Here is a 21182-nt window from a genome sequence, read left to right on the forward strand (position 1 = left end):
TTTTCGGCGACGATCTACCCGAAACGGTCGCCGATCCTGACGAGGATACGCACGCCGGACGCGGTCGTCGCTGGTATGACGAGAATCGACCACCGCATTACGGGTGAGACGTAGCAAGCTAACTGGCTGGTAAGTGATGCTTCTCACTTAGGGTCACATAACTGATTTCTACACTCTGCAAGTACCCCTCGGGTGGGTTAACCTAAGCCGCGGCTGAGAATACTGTCAGTCCAGCAGGCTTAGGTGCGACAAAACCTGTCGACCACATGAAGGGTGATACGTGTGAAGTTGAGTGGCGTCGGAAAGCGAGCGGCGGTCCTGGCCGCGGCAGCGCTGACCGCAATGACCGGAGCAGTTGTCGTCGGAACCGGGCAGGCAGACGCTGCTCGTCTACCCGGTGGGCACACCAAGGCCGTCGGTGTCGACGGTCAGGTCGTGAACATCTCTCGCAGTGGTGAGCGCTCGCGCATCATGCATTCGCTGGCCGCCAATGGCGCCGGTCGCGCAGGTGCCGTCTCGGGCGTCTACAAGGCGTCGCTGAGCAAGGGCACCGGCGTCATGACCGTCGGGTACCTGGTCGGCTGCCAGGTGAACCTCGCAGGCTTCAGCGGAACGCTCGGCGCGGACATCAGCCTCACTGGCGCTGGCGTCAGCGGTGGACTGACGGTTCCGCTGGCTCCCGGCCAGGTGGTCTTCGCCAAGGCTGACAAGATCAAACTGAAGAAGGGCAAGGGCACGGTCGCGATCGACAGCTTCTCGATCGATGTCCAGCAGTGCGGCGGGTACGCCTCGGCGCGCTCGTTGGTCCAGGTCGTCGCTGCCGACGGCTACGAGGCCGAAGAAGACTCCCTGTCCGGCAAGAGCGGTTACGTGCAGGCGAACCTGTACGGCCGTCCGTTCAGCCTCGGCTGACCCGAGTTTCACAGACTTAGCGAGGTAGAACTATGAACAAGCGTGTAGTCCGCGGCGCCGCAGCGTCCGCCGCCATCGCTGGCGCCGCCCTCATGGGCGCCAGCCTGGTTCCCGCTCCCGCCAACGCCGTGTCGTTGCCGAGCGTCACCAAGGTCAAGAACCTGCCCGAGGGCAAGGTTACGATCAAGCTGTACAACGAATCGGCACGCATCAGCAAGGCTGTCACCAGCACTGCGCTCTCCCGTGAGGTTCGCGTCTCCGGCAAGGTGCGCGTCACCACGAGCGGTGATGTGAAGGGCGGTACCGTTTCTGCAGGGTACATCGTCGGCTGCCAGGTCAACTTCGGTGCCGACATGGGTGCCAAGGGTGGCATCTCGCAGAAGTTTGACGGCAGTGACCCGGCTCCGAGTGTCAGCGGCACCGGCGGAATCAAGCTGGGCCCCGGCCAGGCGAAGTATGCTCCGATCGTTCGCTCCGTCGTCGATGACACGGAGACCAACTCCTTCACCTTCGGTAACGCCACCGGTGGCGTTTCCTACAGCGGTGAGCGCTTCGGCGTCGACGGCTGCGCCGGCTACGCCCAGGCTCGCGCCAAGGTGACCGTCCGCGTTTCGACCGACACCTACGTCGGCAACGTCACGCTGTACGGCAAGCCGTTCAGCATCGGCTGATCAGTCTCGATCGCAGCGAAGCCCACGACCGTGAGGTCGTGGGCTTCGCTGTTTGCTCTCCTCGATTGCCTTCGGCACCCAGCGCTGACGCGTATCGGTGCCGTCGGCCGGTTACCGCCGGAACTGCTCGATCTGCCGGCCCAGCTCGGCGAAGAGATCGTGGTTCAGCGCGAACGCGACGCGCACCTCGTCGACGATGCGGATCCGCTGCTCGGGGGTGAGCGCGTCGCCGATGGTGTCGAGCGCGCGGCGGTAGTCGTCCTTGTACGGCTTCACGGCTGAGCGCAGGTCGAAGGCGTACATCGCGATGCCCGCACCGTCGAGCTCGAACGACCGGTCCAGAATGCGTCCGACGGCCTGGCCGCCGGACAAGTCGCCGAGGTAGCGCGTGTAGTGATGGGCCACCAGATCTCCGCCCCATTCGGCCGCTTCGGTGAGTCGCTGCGCATACGCATCGGCGGCGGGTGAGACGACCGGCTCCAGGGAGACGCCGCTGATGCGGCTCCAGTCGGCGAGGTCGGCGTCGATGCTCGCCAGTCGATCCAGTGCGGGATCGTGCACGTGGCGGACATGCGCGTCGTTCGCGAGCGCTCGTGAGGTGATCTCGAGTGCTGCATAGACGATGCGCAGCCGCTGCAGGTAGGCGATGTACCCGGCGGCGTTGATGCGGCCGTCCAACAGTTCGGCCATGAACTCCGAATTCTCTGCCTGCTCGTGCTCGATGCGTGAGCCCTCTTTCATCTGCACCGAGAGGCGGAGGTCGGAGGCGAGGTCGGGCGGCGTTGTGATGGTCATGGTCGAACCCTTCGGAATGCAGTATTCAGGTGAGCCTAACGTAATATGCCGCACTTTGCTCGCCTCGACGACGTGGTCCAACGACGAAGGACGTCCGCCTCTGCTGAGGCGAACGTCCTTGTGGTCCTGCGACGGTCAGCGCGAGTGGCGCGGTGCGTCGCCCGGGTCCTGGCCGGGAGGCGGCGGGTACTGACCCGGCGCGTACTGGCCCGGAGGCAGGTTGCCGGGAGGCGGGTACTCGCCCGGCGCCGGGTTCGGCGTGGGGAAGCCGCCGGTCGGCGGGCCAGCCGGAGGCGTGAAGCCCTGGCCCTGCTGCGACTGACCCGGCTGGGACTGCTGCTGGCCTTGGTAACCCGGCTGCTGAGCCTGCGGGGGAACCTGCATGGTCTGCGTCCGATCTCCGTAACCCGGTGCCGGAGCAGCGGGCGCGGCCGGGACCGGTGCAGGCGTCTGGGCGGCGCGGTCGCGAGCCTCCTGGGCGGCCTTCTCGGCATCGGCCTTGGCCTTGGCAGCGGCGTCGCGCTCCTTGGCCTCGGGGTCGAGGGCGTTGCGGATCTGAGTCAGCAGCACGATCTCCTCATCCGGATCCTCTTCGCCATCCTCGAGCTTCCGCAGTTCCTGCAGCTTGTTGTACGGCACGACGATCAGGAAGTAGACCACCGCGGCCACGATGACGAAGTTGATGAACGCCGAGATGACCGCACCGAAATCCATGAAGGTCGCGGGCTTGTCCGAGTCGATGGCGAAACCGAAACCACAGATGAAGTCGTTCGACGGCGTGGCGCCTTCTGCTGCCGGTGATTGCGGGCAATCGCCGGTCGGAATCACCGCGATCAATGGATTGATGATCTTCTCGGTGAATGCTGTCACGATGGCGGTGAATGCGGCACCGATGATCACCGCCGTGGCCAGTTCGACCACATTGCCCCGCATCAAGAAGTCTTTAAAGCCTTTAAGCACGTTGTTCCCCTCTGGATTTGGTTGTGCCTATTGCTAATCGGTGAGTCTAAACCACATGTGGACGGTTCGTGCGCGCTCCAGCGCCAGTTCGGGTCGCATTTCAGTGCAGAATTAGTGCCAAAGCGACATCGAGGCTGCCTGCCGCCACGCGCTGGGCCGATGCCTCGTTCATAGCCAACAGAATCGGCGGGTTTGTGGCACCCGTTGTTCTGGGTCCGGAATTCGACGGATCCACCGCGACGACCGCACTCCGAGCCAGGACGTTCTTCTCGGCGTCGATCACATCGACCACATCACCCTGTTGAACGAGATGCGCCACCGATTCGTCGGCCGGGCGCACCGGAACAAGGCGGGCTCCGCGAATTCCGGTCAATGATTCCGGAAGACGCGCAGTCAACAAGCGGGCTTCGGTGATGACTTCGCCTCGGCCGACCGGTCCGGTGAGCCGTCGCCCGATCACCTCGTCGTAGTCGGTGAGGGCACGGTCGGGCGCGATGTCCGCCGGAACGGGTTGGGCGGACAGATCGTCGGAGGTCAATACGGCGCCTGGTTTGAGATCGACGGCGGCGACGATCAACGGCGGAGAGGCTGGACGCCGGGTGGAGATCACCGCGACACCGACGGCGGCGATCACCAGGGCCACAGCGAGGAGCCGCCGAGTTCGGACCGAACGGAATCGACCGCTCGACGACCACGCCGACCGGAGGCGGGACAGGAGAGTGGGGGACAGGCAGTCGCTGGTGAAGAGTCTCATGCAGCCAGCGTCGGCGTCGTCGTGCGGTGCGTCCTCGGAATTCGGCGCGTGTGGATGATGATGGCGTTCGGAGGGTGATTTCCACAGATTCTGCATCTGGGAGGATGTGGGGATGAGCGACGACGTGATCACTGACACCGCGACCGCCGACTCCTCGGAACCTCAGCGCGGCGGCTGGCGCGTCTGGGTCAGCGGGGACGTTCAAGGCGGCGCGATCCTCCTCGTGGCCGCCCTCATCGGATTCGTCTGGGCCAACACTCCGTGGCGCGAGGCGTACCACTCGCTTGTCGGCCTCACCGTCGGGCCGGAGTCCTTGCATCTGAACCTGTCGCTGGGGCAGTGGGCGTCCGATGGGCTGCTCGCGATCTTCTTCTTCGTCGTCGGACTGGAGCTGAAGAACGAGTTCGTCACCGGCAGTCTGCGCAGCCCCAAGCGCGCGGGCGTCCCCATCGCTGCGGCCGTCGGCGGCATGGCGGTGCCCGCGTTGATCTTCGTCGCGGTGGTCTCGGTGGGCGACCCCGAGGCGCTGCGCGGCTGGGCGACGCCGACGGCTACCGACATCGCCTTCGCACTCGCCGTCTTCGCCGTGCTCGGCCGCGGTCTGCCCGTTGCGTTGCGCGTCTTTCTGATGACTCTCGCGGTGGTCGACGACCTGCTCGGCATCATCGTCATCGCCACGGTCTACACCGAGCAGATCGACTTTCTGATGCTGGTGCTCGGGCTGGTCTGCATCGGCGCGTTCGGCTGCGTGATCCGTCTAGGACGCATCCACTGGTGGCTGTTGGTGCCGTTGGCGCTGGTCGCGTGGGGTTTCGTCCACTCATCCGGCGTCCACGCCACGGTGTCCGGCGTCCTGCTGGGCTTCATGGTTCCGGCGGTAGCGATCCGCGGAGAGCGCCTGCCGCGAACCGAACGGATGGAGGCCGTCGTGGCTCCGGTGTCTGCCGCGCTCGCGCTGCCGTTGTTCGCCTTCGCCTCCGCCGGGGTGACGGTGATCGGTGTCGGACACATCGTGCAGCCGGTCAGCGTCGGCGTCTTCCTCGGTCTGGTGCTCGGAAAGGTGATCGGCGTGCTGACCACCACGTTCCTCGTCACCCGGCTGACGCCGCTGCAACTCGCTGACGGGATCTCGCTCCGCAGTCTGTTGCCAGTCACCCTCCTCACCGGCATCGGGTTCACCGTCGCGCTACTGATCGCCGAACTGTCCTTCGCCGCGGGCACCGGCCTGCCCGCCGATCATCTGCCCGCGGCGAAGGTCGGCATCCTCCTCGGTTCGCTGGTCGCCGCGATCCTCGGCGGAACGCTCCTGCGCTGGGATGCACGCAGGTACGGTCACACCACTTCCTTCTCGGTGGATGTTCGCGAGTAGCTCTCCCAGAACGTCGCGCCCCGGATACCGAGCGGCTTCGGATCGAAGACCGGATCCTTGCCCATCGACAGCTGCGATTCATAGTCGCGCAGCGCTTTGTAGGCGGGCTGCTGCAGGATCAGGATGCCGATGATGTTGAGCCACGCCATCGCGCCGACGCCGATGTCGCCTAGCGCCCAGGCCTTGCCCGGGGTGGTGACGGCGCCGTAGACCACGGCCACCAGGATCGTCGCCTGCAACAGCAGCGTCAGGTCGCGGCCGAGGGTGCTGCGCAGCGGGCGGATGAACGTGGTCGCCGCCTTGCCCAGCAGGAACCGCAGGTTGGTCTCGGCCATGTAGTAGTACGCGATGATCGTCGTGAAGCAGAAGAAGGCCAGCGAGATCGCGACGAACGACGCGCCCGCCCCGGACCACAGGGTGTCGAAGCCGACCTGCACATACGTCGCGCCTGGCTCCGGATCGGGCTCGACGCCGTCGAACAGTGGCGTGTTCTGCAGGATGCCGCCTGCCACGGACTCGTCGTTGTACACGCGGTAGGCCCCGGTCGAGAGAATCAGGAATCCGGTGGCCGAACAGACGAACAGGGTGTCGATGTAGACGGCGAAGGCCTGCACCAGCCCCTGTTTGGCGGGATGCGAGACTTCGGCGGCTGCCGCGGCGTGCGGTCCGGTGCCCTGGCCTGCCTCGTTGGAGTAGATGCCCCGTTTGACGCCCCACATGATCGCGGAGCCGAGGATCGCGCCGAAGCCGGCGTCCAGACCGAAGGCGCTCGAGAAGATCAAGCGGATGGTCTCGGGGATCTGGTCGGCATTGATCAGGACCACGACGACGGCGAGCGCGATGTAGACGATCGCCATGAACGGCACCACGACGGCGGCGAAGTTGGCGATGCGCTTGACGCCGCCGATGATGACGAAGCCCAGAATCAGTGCCGATGCGGTGCCGAAGACCCACTTGTCGATCGACGGCCACGCGGTGTGCATGGACTCGGCCATCGAGTTGGCCTGAATGCCCGGCATCAGGACGCCGCACGCCAGCACCGTGACGGCCGCGAAGAGCAGCGCGTAAATCTTGAACAGGCCGGACGCCCGGGTGTGCCGAAGCGCGCGATGGAAGTAGTAGGCAGGGCCGCCGCGATATTCGCCGGTCAACGGGTCCTTGGTCTTGTAGATCTGGCCGAGCGTGCACTCCACGAACGAGGTGGAGGCGCCGAGGAAGGCTGTCGCCCACATCCAGAACAATGCGCCGGGCCCGCCGAACGCGATGGCCGTCGCCACGCCGACGATGTTGCCCGCACCCACGCGGCCGGCCAATGACATCGCCAGCGCCTGGAACGAGGAGACGCCTGATTCGGACGATTCGCCTTTGAACATCAGGCTGATCATGTGACTGAAGTGTCTGACCTGGAGAAATCTGCTTCTGATGGTGAAGTAGATCCCTGCGCCGAGACAGAGGAAGATCAGGCCTCGGCTCCATATCCATTCGTTGAGGGTGTCGATGACGGTGCCCATGCGGCAGTCTCCAGGGGTTGGAAAAAGTTTCCGACCACTGTGTCATGGTGACGACTGTCACGGGGCGAAACCGGTCGTGATTGGCACTCGGAATGTTTGAGTGCCAAGTTCGGTTTACACTGGACGACGAGTTCTACATCTTCGGAGGTTCCCGTGCCCACCTATAGTTACGCGTGCACCGTGTGCGACAACAAGTTCGACATCCAGCAGGCGTTCTCGGACGACTCGCTGACCGTCTGCCCCGAGTGCGGCGGACGGCTGCGCAAGTTGTTCAACTCGGTCGGCATCGTCTTCAAGGGCAGTGGCTTCTACCGCACCGACTCCCGGTCGGGCGGCAGCTCGGTGGCGCCGGCCGCCTCGTCGAGCAACGGCGACTCCGGTTCCACCTCGTCGAGCAGTTCAAACAACTCGTCGTCGAGCGATTCCAGCTCCACCGCGTCGACCTCTGCGGCAGCGCCCGCGTAGGTCGGTAGTCTCCGCACTCACCCGGTAGGCGTTGCGACTCTGCAGAAGCCACGCCCCGGTGTGAGGACCCAGTCCATCGGCACGTCGTTCGCCTCGTGCGGGACGCCGTCGTCGAACAGCTCGTCGTCGTGCACCACCGCGACCACCGGTGCATCCACCGCGACCAGCGTGCGGTCGTAATAGCCGGCGCCGCGACCGAGTCGGGCGCCGGTCAGGTCGGCGGCTACCGCAGGAACCAGAATCAGCTTGGCCTGATGCAGGGCGTCGGGATCGAGTCGATGCCCCATCGGCTCCAGTAGTCCCCAGCGGCCACGATCCAGTGACGACTCGTCCTGGTACTCGCCCCACTGAAGCCGCGTCGGCTCGCCCTCGGGGACGATCGGTAAGAGGACTCGCAGATCGCGGTCCACCAGCGCATCGAGCATCGCCGTCCCACCGGGCTCAGCGCGCGTCGCGACATACGCGGCCACCACGTCACCGGGGTCGAGTTCGACGGGGAGCCGGTACATCCACTCCGCCAACTCGGCATTGTGTTGGGCCAGCACGAACGGCGACAGACCCGCGCGGGCGTCGAGGACGCTGCGCCGCATCTCGGACTTGGATCGGCTCATCACAGCCCTTTCACCAGACTCCACCCATGATCCTGCCAGAAACTGCCGTTACGCTGAGCGTCATGTCCGACACCCCCGTTCGTCTCACCGGCCGCCGCTCTGCCGAGATGGCCCCGCCGATCCCGTACACCGCCGTGGTCCCGGCGGCCGGGCTCGGAACCCGCTTCCTTCCCGCCACCAAGACGGTGCCGAAGGAGTTGCTTCCGGTCGTCGACACCCCCGGCATCGAATTGGTGGCAGAGGAGGCGAAGTCGGCGGGCGCCGAACGACTGCTGATCGTCACCTCGCCCGGTAAGGACGGGGTCGTCGCGCACTTCGTCGACGACCTGGTGTTGGAACACACCCTCGCGTCGCGGGGCAAAGAGGCGATGCTCGCGAAGGTGCGGAACGCGCCGTCCCTGCTCGAGGTGGCGTCGGTGATCCAGGACAAGCCGCTCGGTCTCGGACACGCGGTCGGCTGCGTGGAGGCAGAACTGGCTGACGATGAGGACGCGGTCGCGGTTCTGCTGCCCGACGACCTCGTGCTGCCGGGCGGGACTCTCGGTCGGATGGCCGCGGCACGCGCGCGCTACGGCGGCAGCGTCCTGTGCGCCATCGAGGTCGGCGGCGACGAGATCAGCGCCTACGGCGTCTTCGACGTCGAGGACGACCCCGACAATCCGCGTGTGAAGCGGGTGCGCGGCATGGTGGAGAAGCCGCCCGCAGACCAGGCGCCGTCGAACCTCGCCGCCGCAGGCCGCTACATCCTGGATCGCAAGATCTTCGACGCCCTGCGCGCGATCACCCCGGGAGCGGGTGGGGAGCTGCAGCTCACCGACGCCATCGCGCTGCTGATCGAGTGGGGTGAGCCGGTTCACGTGGTGATCCACGAGGGCACCCGGCACGACCTCGGCAATCCCGGCGGTTATCTGAAAGCGGCCGTCGACTTCGCGCTCGACCGCGACGACTACGGTCCTGAGCTGCGCGCGTGGCTGACCAAACGGCTCGCCGAAGACTGATCGATTCCGCGCGCCTGCGTTCGCTGGACGTCGACGCCCGATAGCCTCGGTGTGCGTGTTGTCTGACGATCGCGACCGCGGTCGTCGCCGTGCATCGTGACGACCCGGGATTGTGAGGAGAACTATGCGCTCGGTCGAGGACCATCTGAGCCTCGTGACCGCTTCGGTGGTCGCGCCACGACCGGTGCAGGTTGCCATCTCGGAGGCCGAGGGCCTGCTGTGCGCGGAAGAGGTGGCCACGGCCGATCCGCTGCCCGGCTTCGACCAGGCGGCGATCGACGGCTACGCGGTCCGCGCCGTCGATGTCGCCCTCGCCGGTACGGAGGCGCCGTCGGATCTCTCGACGATCGACGCCCATGACGTCGATGTCGAAGAACTAGACGACTCCGGTCGCCTCGTCGTTCATCTGCCGGTCGTCGGCGACGTCGCCGCGGGCTCGCGCACTCCGACTCGACTGCAGCCAGGACAGGCGGTCCGTGTCGAGACCGGCGCACCGATGCCGACGCTGGCCGACGCCGTGGTCCCGATCCGCTGGACCGATGGCGGGGACGACCGGGTGATGGTCGGTCACGGCGTCGACTCCGGTGACTACGTCCGCCGCACCGGTGACGACGTGCGGCCCGGCGACATCGCAGTTCGCGCCGGATCGATCATCGGCCCCGCCCAGGTGGGCCTGCTCGCCGCCGTCGGACGCGCCCGCGTGCTGGTGCACCCGCGCCCACGGGTCTCGGTGATCGCCGTCGGCAACGAACTCGTCGACATCGACCGCCAACCGGGTGCCGGGCAGGTCTTCGACATCAACAGCTATTCGCTCGCGGCGGCGGCGCGGGACGCCGGCGCCGACGTCCATCGCGTCGGTATCGCAGAACGCGATCCGGCGCGACTCCGCGAAGCGGTCGAAGCCCAGCTCATCCGATCGGAGATCGTCGTGATCTGCGGTTCGCTCGGCGGCGAGGCAGCAGCCGCCATCACCGATGCGCTGGGCGACCTCGGCGACCTCGACATCGGCCGCATCGGCATGCACCCCGGGTCGGTCCAGGGGTTCGGCTGCCTCGGCCGGGACGAGATTCCGACGTTCCTGCTGCCCGCGAATCCGGTGAGCGCGCTCGTCACCTTCGAAGTGATGGTGCGTCCGCTGATCCGCATCGCGCTCGGCAAACGTCAACCGATGCGGCGCACCGTGCGTGCCCGGACCATCGGCCCGATCCTGTCCGTTCAGGGTCGGCGCGGTTACCTCCGCGGTCAACTCATGCGCGACGAGCGGTCGGGCGACTACCTGGTCCAGGTGATCGGGGAGTCTGAGACCGGCACCTCACACCTGCTGGCCGAACTCGCCGAAGCCAATTGCCTGATCATGGTGGACGAGGACGTCGAAGAAGTCCGTACCGGCGACGAAGTGGACGTGATGTTCCTGGCACAACGGGGGTAGTGCAGACGGGGCCGGTGTCACCGGTCGCTGCGCGGGACTGCTCCGGCATCCGCTTACAATCGCACTGTGCTGAGGTGGTTGGTCGATTCGCCGCGTAATCCGGGATGGCCCGCGGAACTGGGGCCCGTCCGGGTCGGAGCCGGCGTGGTCACGGTGCGTCCGGTCCGGATGCGCGACGCCTCCGATTGGAGCCGACTCCGGATCAAGAACCAGAACGATCTGCTGCCGTGGGAACCGACGGGGCAGGGGCCGTGGGCCGCGCGGCACCAGCCGTCGTCGTGGGGGCCGATGTTCTCGCTGCTGAAATCCGAAGCCAAACGCGGTTCGGTGCTGCCGTTTGTCATCGAGGTCGACGGCCGGTACGCAGGTCAGCTCACGATCGGCAACGTTCAGCGCGGCGCCGTGCGCAGCGCGTGGATCGGCTACTGGGTCGACGCGGACGTCGCGGGGCGCGGCGTCGCCTCCGCCGCGGTGGCGCTCGGCGTGGATCATGCCTTCGGCGCGGTGGGGCTCCATCGTCTCGAAGCCACCGTTCAGCCCGACAACGGGGCCTCGCAGGCGGTGCTCGGGAAAGTCGGTTTCCGACAGGAGGGGTTGCTGAAGCGCTACATGGATGTGAACGCCCGCTGGCGCGACCATCTGCTGTTCGCTCTCACCAACGACGAGGTGTCCGGCAGCGCGGTCGACACGCTGATCCGGTCGGGACGCGCTTTCGCGGTCTGACCGCGCGGGCTCTGATCGTTCCCTGAGAATCGAGATCGCCCGGCGCGCCTGAGCTCTCGCGGTCGTCGCGGTTCCTACTCTATGAGTGGACCGATCTCGAAGACCGACCGGAGAGGAGCTGCCGATCATGCCGACATCAGTGCTGTGGGTGACCCTGATCGCAGTATGGCTGTTCGTGCTCATTCCCATGGTGCTGCGCGGCCGCCCTCAGGCGCGCAAGACCACGGCGGCGGCGGCGAACACCCGGTTGGTGCATCGTGGCGGATCGTCGCGCACTGCGGCGTCGCGGACCGCGACCCGCACCCGGGCCGCCCAGCGTGCCGCCGCGAACGCGGACGAGCGCGCCGCGGAACGGCGTCGGAAAGCGGCGGAGGCTAAGGCGGTAGCAGCGGACGACGACGTCGACTCTGATGAGGCCATCGAGGTCGACGCAGAACTCGTCGATCAGGATGTCGCCGACGACGCTGACGTCACCGGCGACCAGACCGAGGACGTGCTCGACGCCGAATACGAGACCGAGGACGCCGACGCCGACGCCGACGAGATCGCAGCAGAGGGCCGCGCGGCAGAGGACATCGAGGTGGCAGACGAGTCGGGTGAGGACGACGTCGACGTGGTCTCTGCGGCGGAGTTGACCGATCAGATTCCCGTGGTGCCCGACGACGTCGTCGACCTCGATCAGGCGCAGGCTGCACGCGACGCCGATCAGATCGTCGACGACGAGTACACCGAAGACGACAGCGACGTCGAGTACGCGGACGACGAATACGAAGACGACGAATACGAGGACGAGGAATACGAGGACGAGTCGGCGTCGGTCGCCGACGACGAGGTCGAGGATGCGCCGACTCCGCGCGAACTCCGCGGACGCGGCGGGTACGGTCCTGACCGGCTCGTCGAGCGCGAGACCATGCAGTACCGCGAACGCCAGCGGATGGTCGTCGGGTTCTCGGTCGTGACGCTCGGTGCGATCATCAGTGCGTTCTTCTTCCAACCGTGGGGCATCGCCTTCGCGTGCGGCATGGTGGCGGCGTTCGGCACCTACCTGGCGATGCTGCGTCGTACGGTGCGGGCCGAGAACGTCCGCCGTGCGCAGCGTGCGGCCCGTCGCCGCAGGCAGGAGCAGGAGGACGCGCGGCTGGAGTCGCGGCAGGCCGAGCCCACCTATGTGGAACCGCCGGCGCGCCTGCGACGTCCCGGCGGCGCGATCCTCTTGGAGTTCGACGACGAGGATCCGGCGTTCGACCACTTGCCGACCTACGACTTCGCCGACCGCGCCGGTTACGACGAGCAGTACGACGGCGAGCGCACCGAGACCTACGGCCGGGCCGCGGTGTAGGCTCGCCGCCCCCACGTTGGTCGATTGCTGCCTGCGAGCGGAGCGAGCACGCAGTTCATCGAGACCGTCGTGAGGAGCAGCGACGTCCGGCTTCGGCCGTCACCGGGAATCAATCGTTTACGGTATGCGCTGGCACTAAGGTGGCTGCATGAGCGACGAACAGTGGTACTTCGACCTCTCGTCCGGTGAAGTGACGCAGGGCAAGATCGCGAATGTCTTCGACCGGATGGGGCCCTATCCGGATGAGGCGACGGCGCGGCGGGCGTTGGAGATCGCAGCCCAACGTAACGCTGCCGCGGACGAGCAAGACGAGGACTGACCCGCGCGCCCGGTCGCTGCTCCTCAGTGGGCGACGGGTTCGACGGTCTCGGGATGCGCGACGATCCACGTGCGGCACGCGGTCGCGGCGCGGCGCAGTGCGACGACCTCGCCGAGGTACGTAGCGGGGCCGCCGACGATCGGGATCCAGCCGAGCCAACTCAGCAGTCGGGGCGGCCCGGGCCGACTGCCGAGGCTGCGGGAGAGGTCGTAGAGCACGCGGCCGATCTGCCACAGGCGCGAGACGAACGCGGTGTTGCGTGCTGCGGCGTCCTCGGGCATCGCCTCGTCGAGTGTCCGTGATTCCAGGTGAGCGTCGAGGTCGCGGTCGAACAAGATCGCGGCGAGCATCGCGATGCCGGCCTCCCGCGAGGTGACGCCGTATTCGCGGCTGACGGCTCGCAGGACCAGCGCCTGGCTCGCGAAGGCGAGATAGTCGGCCATCGGGAGCTTCTTGGTCCACGCACCGAAGACGCCGGGGAACGCCACCCCGCCGGTCGTGACGAGGCCGATCCGCGATATCCACCACGCGGCGCGGTCCTGCATCGGGAGTTCGTCCCAGCCTGCGGTGCCGGGCCAATCGAGGACGTTCAGGATCTGCGACGCGGCTCCCGCACCCCGGTCGAGGCAAGTGCGCGACGCCGTGGGTAGGAACGTCCGAGGCTTCAAGTCCAGTGGATCCGCGGTCGCAAGGACATCGAGCATCGGGTCGACGGTCGCGATGGTGCGGTCGAGGACCTGAGCGATGTCGGCGTCGGAGAGTGCCATTCACTGGAGGATAGTGGTCAGGTGAGCGATGTGCACTGCCACCGAGCGTAGCGAGCGGGGGGTATCGAGATCTGCGTCCTCGAGGGCGTCTGAGAACTGCTGGCTCAGCACCCTCCGACGGCAATGTTCCGTCGGAAGCGCCTGAGCGGGCAGTTCTCAGCCGGAATCTGTCGGATGAGACTTCCCTGACGACCACCGCCACCCGCCATGAACTCACGACGGTCTCGATCACTGCGTGCTCGCTGCGGCTCGCAGGCAGCACTCGACCAGCGTGGAGACGACCGTCACTGGGAATCAATCATCAAGGGCGGGACGCTAGTGAAACTGGCTGCCATTCCCACATATGCATACATTGCAATATATGCATATGTGTGTTTGGATCTCACTGTGACCTTCGAAGTCCACGTCACACATGTCGTCGACGACACCTTCGCGGATGTCCACGAGACAACGACCGACCCGGCCTGAACCGCCTCGAATAGGGAGCAGAACCATGAGCACGCATACCACTGCCGAACACACCACTGCTGAGCACGAGCACGGCGAGAACTGCGGCCACGAGGCCGTTCAGCACGACGATCACGTCGATTACCTGCACGACGGACATCGTCACGCACTGCACGGCGATCACTACGACGAGCACTGAGTCGACCCGACACGATCGACGCACGCGCACCCGGCGACGACCGCGTCATCGCCGGGTGCGTTGCCGTCTGCGGAATGGAGAAGAACCCGCAAGTCTGTGACCTGCGGGTTCTCGGTGGAGCTACGGGGAATCGAACCCCGGACCTACTCATTGCGAACGAGTCGCGCTACCAACTGCGCCATAGCCCCGTGGTGTCCGCTCTGGCGAACGAAAGTCAGTTTAACAGCGCACAAACGCCGACGCACAATCGGCCCGGGGCGGGTCGTTCACGCGTCGGCGTCGGCGGGCGCGCTACTTGCCGAAGCCGAAGGTGATGGCGACGTGCAGCAGGTCGCCGCCGAAGATGCTGAAGTCGTTGAAGAACTGGGTCAGAGCGGGGAACATAGCGTTTCCTTCAGGGTGGTGGGTGTGTCGCATCAGGCGATGCCCAATGAGATTTGCACGACCGCCGGAAGGTGCCAACGGAGCCGAATGCGAATCACGTTCGCAAACGAATTGTGTTCCTGCACATAGGGATTCAAAGGCTAATCGGGGGCTTCGACGACCTGTGCCTTTGATTGGCGGCAACCCGGAATTCGCGTGAACTGTGAGTGCCGTCAGCCTGGTGTTCACCGCGCGCCGGAGATGGCGGCTCGCGACGTCGCCGTCGAAGTCTTGACCTAGGGTCGACTGTTGGTATGACACGAGGCGTTACATCGGCGGTCGTCTACTACGTCGTTCGGCGGGTGCAGCGACGTTATCGGCCACGGTGATTCAGTAACGGACATCACAGTGTTTGGGTGGTCTGCCCGTCATTCCCTACTCGCAGGCGATGCCGTCCCCGTCGCCGTCCATTCCCGGGCGGTAGCCGGGTTCGCCGATGAGCAGCGGTGCGGCACCGGCGGCGCGGGCTGCGCTGCAGTTCTTGTAGTAGACGTCTCCGCCTGCCGGTGCCTGGGCTGTGGTCTCGGGAACGCGAGTCCGCCGAGTCGCCGCCGTCGTGGGGGTCTCACGGACCGGCGTGGTCTCGGTCGAGGTCTCCGGAACCTCCGCGGTCGTCGGCGCGGTGCCTCCGCAGTTGGTGAGCAAACGCTGCATCGCCTGTTTCTCCGCCGCGGTCACCCACAGGCGGTAGGCGCTCTTCACCTCGATCTGCCGCGAGACATAGGTGCACCGGTAGGACCGGTTGGGCGGCAGCCAGGTCGCGGCGTCACCGTCGCCCTTCTGCTGATTGGTCGGGCCGTCGACGGCCTGCAGGTTGCGCGGGTCGTTCGCGAAATCAGTGCGTTCCTCGGTCGACAGTTGCTGCGCACCCTTCTGCCACGCGTCGGACAGGGCGACCACGTGGTCGATCTGCACCGCGGACGAGGTCTTCTGTCCACGCTCGAAGGCGATGGTCTTCCCGGTGTACACGTCGTCGACGGTGCCGCTCAGCACCACGCAGTCGCGCGTGCGCGGCTTGAACGTCAGGTCGGTGAGGTCTCTCTTCAAGATGTCGTTGCGGGTGTCGCAACCGTTGTGGCCGAACTCGACGGAGACGTCGTCGCTCCACGCCTGACCGAACAACGCTCGGTCGTAGCCCGTCTTCGGCGCCCGGCCTTTCACCGGCAACGTGGCGAGAGCAGCCAAGGCAGCGGTCGACGCCGCCGACAGAGCCTTGGTCGACGGGGCGGCGGAGCTGCTCATGGAGGTGGACGCGGGCGGCGCGGTGCTCGACCACGCGATGTCGCCGCGGTCGGTAACAGCGGACGCAGCGCTGGTCACCGCGGTGTCGGAGGCGGGGGAACAGCCGGTGATCAGGACCGCGGCGGCGGCGCCGACGGCACTGAGACCGACGGCGTGCGAACGGCCGATGAGCGATCGGCGGAGCGAGACGGACAAGCGAACCAACATAAGCGCATCATCGCATCGCCCTAAGACAATTCCGGCATCGTCGCGCCGAGGTAACTTGATCGTGTGACCCGCATCGCAGAGCAGAACCTCGTCGTCTCCACCGTTTCCGGTCCCGTTCGCGGCCGCCACGACGCCGACGTCGTCGCATTTCTCGGCATTCCCTACGCCGCACCGCCGACCGGGGCCGCCGCGTTCGCCGCGCCGCAGCCGCACGCACGGTGGGAGGAGGTCCGTGACGCCACCGAGTACGGCCCGACGGCACCGCAGGTCGGCTATCCGGCACCGATCGCCGCACTCCTCGACAACATCATCGAACCCGGCGACGACTACCTCAATCTGAACATCTGGACGCCGGATCCCGGGGCGACCGGCCTGCCCGTCATGGTCTGGATCCACGGCGGAGCGTTCTCCCGCGGATCCAACCGCCTCGGCATCTACGCCGGCGACACCTTCGCCCGCGACGGCGTGGTCTGCGTCGGCATCAACTATCGGCTCGGCGTCCCCGGTTTCGGCGCGGTCCCGGGCGCTCCGGACAACCGCGGACTCCTCGATCAGATCGCCGCCTTGGAATGGGTGCGCGACAATATCGCGGCGTTCGGCGGCGACCCCGCCGACGTGACGATCTTCGGCGAATCGGCGGGTGCCATGAGCGTGGCGTCTCTGGTCGCCTCACCTCGTGCGACGGGGCTGTTCCACCGTGCAGCGATGCAGAGCGGCAACGGTCTCACCGCGGCCGACCGCGACGATGCGCGCAAGGTGACGGCGAAACTCGCCGAGAAACTGGGTGTGGAGAACACCGCGGCGGCGCTCAGCGCCATTCCGATGCCGGACCTGCTCAAGGCCCAGACCGACGTGGTCCTCGAGTTCACGATGAATCCGGACCCCGACGTCTGGGGGAGAACCGTTGCCGACATCGGACTCGGCATCATGACCACCTTCCCGGTGATCGACGGTGATGTGCTTCCGGCGACGCCGGAAGCGCTCATCGCCGATGGAGCGGGGCGTGACATTCCACTGCTCGCGGGATGGAACCAGACCGAGTTCCGGTTCTTCTTCGCTCCGACGGGCATCGCCGCCGCAGCCACCGAAGGCATGGCGCGCGACATGCTCGGCCGCGCAGGCATGCCGACCGACCTGCTGGAACGGCGTCTCGCGGACGGCGCGAGTGCGGGCGACGCCCTGTGCGAGGCGATCACCGCGATCGCCTTCTCCGATCCCACCCGGGCGCTCGCCGCTGTGCGCACGGATGCGCCGACCTACCTGTACGAGTTCGCGTACGAGAGTCCGGTCGCCGACATCCGTGCCGGCCACGCCGTCGAGCTGCCCTTCGTGTTCGACCACCTCGACATCGCGCACTCCCTGGTCGGGCCCGAGCCGGATCAGTCCGTCGCCGATGCGATGCATGCGGCGTGGGTCCAGTTCGCGAAGACCGGCGAACCGGGCTGGGCCGGGGCGGAGCCGCATCGGTTCGGCTGATGCTCTGAACGCGCCCCGGCAGCACCGACGCGGAGTCAGTGCCCGGGCACCAGGTGCAGCTTCTCCGACAGCCAGTCGGTCACCAGGTCGCTGAGGTCCCCGCTCGCGTCGATGTCCGGTTCGCGCTTCACGTACGGGGTCGGGGCCTCACCGGCGATGACTGCGCCGAGGTTGCGTACGGCATCCGAGCCCGCATCGTCGAGGTAGCCGGAGTGCGACGGGCCACCCGCCACAAGCGTCCCATCGCTGTAGTAGCCGGAGTCCAGGCGGGTGACGCCCGGCGTGCTGTCGGGATCGCCGCCGTGGAGTCCCTCACCGAACTTCTGCCAATACTGGATCGGGTCGCCGGGTGGCGTCAACGAGTACCGTTCGACGACCGGGTTCGGGTTGTGCCAGGGACCGTCGCCGACACCCGTCCCCGACGCGGACGCGTACACGACACGGTCGGCCCGCAGTCCCAACTGCTCGGCGGTGCCGACGATCGCCCCGCCGTACGAGTGACCGATGACGGTGATCGGCGTCGGCCGTCCGCTCGCCGTCATCTGCCGCTCGACGGCGGCGGTGAAGCCGACCAGATCCGGGGCGATGGTGCGTGCGGCCGTCGGGTCGACGGCGGTCCCGACCAGGGGTGTGAAGTCCTTCTCGACGATCGACTGGGGGAACTCGCCGTCGGCGTAGACGATCACCGGCGAGCCGCCTGCCTTCGCGATGTTGGCGGCGCGGCGCCGGTAGTCGTCGGCGTTGTGCAACCCGGTTCCTGTGCCCGGGACCAGCACCGCGAGGCCGGGTGAATCGACGGTCACGTCGCCGACCAGTTCGATGAACCGGCCGTTGCCGACGTCGTGAAAGCCGAGGAAGGTGCGCGGGACGGTGGTTCCCGGGCGCAGCGGATCCGATGCCGGAGCCAGCAGGCTCCGCAGGTGTTCGGCTTTGTCGCTGCGACTGCGTCCAGCAGCGAGTTCCTTCGCCAGCGCGGCCTGGATCGAGAGCCGGTTGGCCTGGATCCGGTCGGTGAAGTCGACGCCGTTCAGATTGCCGATCAGCTCCGGTACCCGGTTCACCAGGGTGGCCCGTTCGGCGGCGTTCAGACTCTCCCAATACCGCGCCACCTCCTCCGCGGTCATCCGAGACAAGGCGTTCGCCGCCTCGTCGGCGGACCGGTACTCGCCGTTCGGCAAGGGCACCAGAGTTCCCGAGCCGTCCAATTGCCCGGTGAGGAGCTTCAGCTTCGCCCCCAGCACCACATCGGCCATATCGGCCTGATCCAGCAGACTCCGGATCCGATCCATGAGGTAGTCGGCGTCGGCCCGCCGCTGGGGATCGGGATGCGCGACGGCGCCGTTGTCGCCCACGTTGAACCCGGTGACCCGTGCCGTCTGCAACTGGCTGCGGAGCCGGTCTTGAACGGCGCCCATCCGGGATTGGCCGGCCCGCAGCGTCTCGCTGATCTCGACGAAAGTGCGCTCGAGCCGCCTCAGTCTGGTCACCTCGGCGGCGACCCGGGCTTGGGCCGCGACACGGGTGCGGCCCGACCAGGTCGGGTCGATGTCGAAGGTGCGTCGCAGCGTGTCAGCGGTGCCCGCCGACTCGCCTGCGACTGCGAACTCCGTCGACGCGGCCAGCAGAGCATCGAGCGGCCACGCCAGGACAGCGGAGACCGAGGTCATGACCGTCGCCGCTCGGCCAGGGCCGCCGCCGCGGCCGCGTCGGCCTCGACCGTGAGTGCACCGAACCGGTCGAGCGCGTCGGCCAGCGCGTGGAGCTGGGTGGCGCGGCCCGTTGTCACCGCACGGGTGGTCCGCAGGCAGGTGTTCAGTGCCTGCGCCGCCGCGGATCCGGAGACGGGAAGATCGCCGACCTCGGGCGCGAGGTCGGCGATCTGTGTGCCGCAGTGCCGCCACCGGGCGACGACCTGGGCCAATTGCTGCGGGGTGATGCCGAAGTCCATCGGTGCCTCCGAATGATCGAGTGTGAACCCTTCATTCGGTTAGACGCACGGCCGGTGGTTTCGGCTCCCACGCTGTCCACAGGCTCCGACATTCCCGATGCCGGGCTGTGGATGATCTACACGGCGACCGGCGCGCCGCCGGGGCGGGGGAGCGCACCGGCTTCGGCGTCGGCGAGCAGCTTCCGCACGGTCTCTCCGGAGTCGGTCTTGTTGGTGCCGATGAATCCCGACGGACCGCGCTTGATCCAGCCGGTCACGTACAGGCCGGCCAGCGGTTCGGCGCCGTCGACGATCCGTCCCGCGACGTTCGCGACAGTGCCCGTGGCCTCGTCGAACGGCAGACCTGGAACTGGCCGACCGCGGTAGCCGATGGCCGACAAGACCAGGCCGGCCGGGATCACGAGTTCCTCGTCGGTACCGGTCCGGACAAACCTGACGCCGGTCGCTCGGGCATCACCGCAGATCTCCTGCGGCGTGTACCCGAACGACAGCCGGATGAACGGCTCGTCCGGTTTCGGCCGCTGGGAGATCTCCGCCAGCAAGGCGATCTTGGCGGCGATCGTCGTGTCGGCCACATCGGAGGCGTCGACGTCGACGAGCTCGGCGGGATCGACCCAGACGCGGGCTGGACCGTCGGCGAGGCCGATCAACTCAGGCAGCGTGAACGCGGCATGCTCGGGTCCACGTCGTGCGACGACGACCACCTCGCGGATCGCGGATCCGCGCAGCGCAGCCAACGCCGTCCGGTCGATCGTCGTGGGCGCGAGCCGGTCCGGGTCCGCGGTGAAGATCCGAGCGACGTCGAGGGCGACGTTGCCGTTGCCGATCACGACCGCCCGTTCGGTGTCCAAGTCGGGAGCCGAGTAGCGGAAATCCGGATGGCCGTTGTACCAGCCCACGACCGACGTCGCGCTCTGGACGCCGTCGAGGTCGACGCCGGGGAGCTGCAGGGGACGATCGGTGGGAGCACCGCCCGCCCACAGCACCGCGTGGTGCGTGCGGCGCAGCTCGTCGAGGCTGATGTCGCGGCCGACCTCGGTGTTCAGCCGGATCTCGAGGTTCGGGTCGCGCGCGATCTCGTCGAACAGATTCGTGACGGTCCGTGTCGACTCGTGGTCGGGCGCGACGCCGAACCGGGCGAGGCCGAACGGCTCTGAGAGCCGCTCGAACACCGTCACCGTCACCTGTGTGTGCTTGAGGAGTTCGTCGGCGGCGTACATCGCCGACGGACCCGAACCGACGATGGCGATGCGCAGTTCGTCGGGTGCGGCACCGCGCAGTCGTTTCGGCTTCGAGATCGGCGCCATGGGCAGTCGCCACTCCTGGCGGACCGGGAAGCGGGCGTCGCCGGGTGCCGAGTCCGGGTAGTGACCAGCGTTGACGTCCGCGAACCGTGCGGCGGTCTCCGACAGGCGATGGCCGGGGGTGATGGCGCCGACCGGGCAGGCGCTGACGCACGCGCCGCAGTCGACGCATGTCGCCGGGTCGATGTACAGCATCTCTGCGATGCCGAAATCGGGTTCATCGGGTGTGGGATGGATGCAGTTGACCGGGCATGCGTAGACGCACGAGGCGTCGCCACAGCATGCCTGCGTGATGACGTGAGGCACTGGTTGC

The 21182-nt window shown here is 67.1% G+C and carries 21 protein-coding genes and 1 tRNA gene; 11 read left to right on the forward strand and 11 right to left on the reverse strand.

All coding sequences use genetic code 11. The features are described 5' to 3' along the window. Positions 1–282 precede the first annotated feature (282 nt). Positions 283–912: an MspA family porin gene (locus GH2_RS10610; RefSeq protein ID WP_066167098.1), complete on the forward strand. Its 630-nt coding sequence runs from the start codon at positions 283–285 to the stop codon at positions 910–912. 32 nt (positions 913–944) lie between these two features. Further along, a complete protein-coding gene (locus GH2_RS10615) occupies positions 945–1583 on the forward strand; it encodes an MspA family porin (protein ID WP_066167101.1) in 639 nt (212 codons plus the stop codon). 111 nt (positions 1584–1694) lie between these two features. Here GH2_RS10615 and GH2_RS10620 read toward each other — a convergent pair whose 3' ends face one another. The 3 genes from GH2_RS10620 to GH2_RS10630 form a co-directional block, all read right to left on the reverse strand. Further along, complete coding sequence (locus tag GH2_RS10620) at positions 1695–2378, reverse strand: biliverdin-producing heme oxygenase (RefSeq protein ID WP_066167104.1); 684 nt, start codon at positions 2376–2378, stop codon at positions 1695–1697. 135 nt (positions 2379–2513) lie between these two features. Further along, positions 2514–3338 (reverse strand): large conductance mechanosensitive channel protein MscL, encoded by an 825-nt coding sequence (locus GH2_RS10625; protein ID WP_066167107.1) that lies wholly within the window; start codon positions 3336–3338, stop codon positions 2514–2516. Between the two features lie 100 nt (positions 3339–3438). Next, positions 3439–4092 (reverse strand): SAF domain-containing protein, encoded by a 654-nt coding sequence (locus GH2_RS10630; RefSeq protein ID WP_066167396.1) that lies wholly within the window; start codon positions 4090–4092, stop codon positions 3439–3441. Positions 4093–4204: 112 nt separating this feature from the next. Here GH2_RS10630 and nhaA point away from each other — a divergent pair, with 112 nt between their 5' ends. Further along, positions 4205–5461: a Na+/H+ antiporter NhaA gene (gene nhaA, locus GH2_RS10635; protein WP_066167110.1), complete on the forward strand. Its 1257-nt coding sequence runs from the start codon at positions 4205–4207 to the stop codon at positions 5459–5461. Here the strand turns inward: nhaA and GH2_RS10640 are convergent. Continuing rightward, on the reverse strand, positions 5425–6972 hold the full coding sequence (locus tag GH2_RS10640) for an alanine/glycine:cation symporter family protein (protein WP_066167113.1): 1548 nt from the start codon (positions 6970–6972) through the stop codon (positions 5425–5427). The two genes, nhaA and GH2_RS10640, sit on opposite strands and share 37 nt — an antisense overlap. Positions 6973–7125: 153 nt before the next feature. Here GH2_RS10640 and GH2_RS10645 point away from each other — a divergent pair, with 153 nt between their 5' ends. Continuing rightward, positions 7126–7437 carry an FmdB family zinc ribbon protein gene (locus GH2_RS10645; RefSeq protein ID WP_084247433.1) on the forward strand — a complete coding sequence of 104 codons (312 nt, stop codon included), beginning with the start codon at positions 7126–7128 and terminating at the stop codon, positions 7435–7437. Between the two features lie 17 nt (positions 7438–7454). Here GH2_RS10645 and GH2_RS10650 read toward each other — a convergent pair whose 3' ends face one another. Then, positions 7455–8048, reverse strand: a complete 594-nt coding sequence (locus tag GH2_RS10650) for a 5-formyltetrahydrofolate cyclo-ligase (protein WP_066167120.1) — start codon at positions 8046–8048, stop codon at positions 7455–7457. 62 nt (positions 8049–8110) lie between these two features. On the opposite strand from GH2_RS10650, the gene GH2_RS10655 reads away from it, so the two are divergent. The 5 genes from GH2_RS10655 (at position 8111) to GH2_RS21750 (ending at position 12856) form a co-directional block, all read left to right on the forward strand. Continuing rightward, positions 8111–9046, forward strand: coding sequence for a UTP--glucose-1-phosphate uridylyltransferase (locus GH2_RS10655; protein ID WP_066167122.1), 936 nt, complete (start codon positions 8111–8113; stop codon positions 9044–9046). A gap of 124 nt (positions 9047–9170) precedes the next feature. Continuing rightward, positions 9171–10475 carry a molybdotransferase-like divisome protein Glp gene (gene glp, locus GH2_RS10660; RefSeq protein WP_066167125.1) on the forward strand — a complete coding sequence of 435 codons (1305 nt, stop codon included), beginning with the start codon at positions 9171–9173 and terminating at the stop codon, positions 10473–10475. Between the two features lie 66 nt (positions 10476–10541). Further along, positions 10542–11198, forward strand: coding sequence for a GNAT family N-acetyltransferase (locus tag GH2_RS10665; protein WP_066167127.1), 657 nt, complete (start codon positions 10542–10544; stop codon positions 11196–11198). Between the two features lie 127 nt (positions 11199–11325). After that, positions 11326–12537, forward strand: a complete 1212-nt coding sequence (sepX, locus tag GH2_RS10670; protein WP_066167128.1) for a divisome protein SepX/GlpR — start codon at positions 11326–11328, stop codon at positions 12535–12537. A gap of 148 nt (positions 12538–12685) precedes the next feature. Next, a complete protein-coding gene (locus GH2_RS21750; protein ID WP_169802438.1) occupies positions 12686–12856 on the forward strand; it encodes a hypothetical protein in 171 nt (56 codons plus the stop codon). A gap of 23 nt (positions 12857–12879) precedes the next feature. Here GH2_RS21750 and GH2_RS10675 read toward each other — a convergent pair whose 3' ends face one another. Beyond that, positions 12880–13623 carry a hypothetical protein gene (locus GH2_RS10675; protein ID WP_066167130.1) on the reverse strand — a complete coding sequence of 248 codons (744 nt, stop codon included), beginning with the start codon at positions 13621–13623 and terminating at the stop codon, positions 12880–12882. Positions 13624–14116: 493 nt separating this feature from the next. On the opposite strand from GH2_RS10675, the gene GH2_RS10680 reads away from it, so the two are divergent. Further along, on the forward strand, positions 14117–14269 hold the full coding sequence (locus GH2_RS10680; RefSeq protein ID WP_066167133.1) for a zinc transporter permease: 153 nt from the start codon (positions 14117–14119) through the stop codon (positions 14267–14269). A gap of 115 nt (positions 14270–14384) precedes the next feature. On the opposite strand, the gene GH2_RS10685 is transcribed toward GH2_RS10680, so the two are convergent. Continuing rightward, positions 14385–14457, reverse strand: a tRNA-Ala gene (locus GH2_RS10685). A 610-nt stretch (positions 14458–15067) separates the two neighbouring features. Next, on the reverse strand, positions 15068–16129 hold the full coding sequence (locus tag GH2_RS10690; RefSeq protein ID WP_239588750.1) for a GmrSD restriction endonuclease domain-containing protein: 1062 nt from the start codon (positions 16127–16129) through the stop codon (positions 15068–15070). Positions 16130–16204: 75 nt separating this feature from the next. On the opposite strand from GH2_RS10690, the gene GH2_RS10695 reads away from it, so the two are divergent. Beyond that, positions 16205–17617: a carboxylesterase/lipase family protein gene (locus GH2_RS10695; RefSeq protein ID WP_066167138.1), complete on the forward strand. Its 1413-nt coding sequence runs from the start codon at positions 16205–16207 to the stop codon at positions 17615–17617. A gap of 35 nt (positions 17618–17652) precedes the next feature. Here GH2_RS10695 and GH2_RS10700 read toward each other — a convergent pair whose 3' ends face one another. From GH2_RS10700 to GH2_RS10710, 3 genes are all read right to left on the reverse strand, one after another. Beyond that, on the reverse strand, positions 17653–19284 hold the full coding sequence (locus tag GH2_RS10700; RefSeq protein ID WP_066167142.1) for an alpha/beta hydrolase: 1632 nt from the start codon (positions 19282–19284) through the stop codon (positions 17653–17655). Beyond that, positions 19281–19565 (reverse strand): hypothetical protein, encoded by a 285-nt coding sequence (locus GH2_RS10705; protein WP_066167145.1) that lies wholly within the window; start codon positions 19563–19565, stop codon positions 19281–19283. Before GH2_RS10705 ends, GH2_RS10700 begins: the two co-directional genes overlap by 4 nt. A 116-nt stretch (positions 19566–19681) precedes the next feature. Continuing rightward, complete coding sequence (locus GH2_RS10710; protein WP_066167148.1) at positions 19682–21175, reverse strand: 4Fe-4S binding protein; 1494 nt, start codon at positions 21173–21175, stop codon at positions 19682–19684. Between the last annotated feature and the right edge of the window lie 7 nt (positions 21176–21182).

This window comes from Gordonia hydrophobica NBRC 16057 (assembly GCF_001592365.1).
GTDB lineage: Bacteria > Actinomycetota > Actinomycetes > Mycobacteriales > Mycobacteriaceae > Gordonia > Gordonia hydrophobica.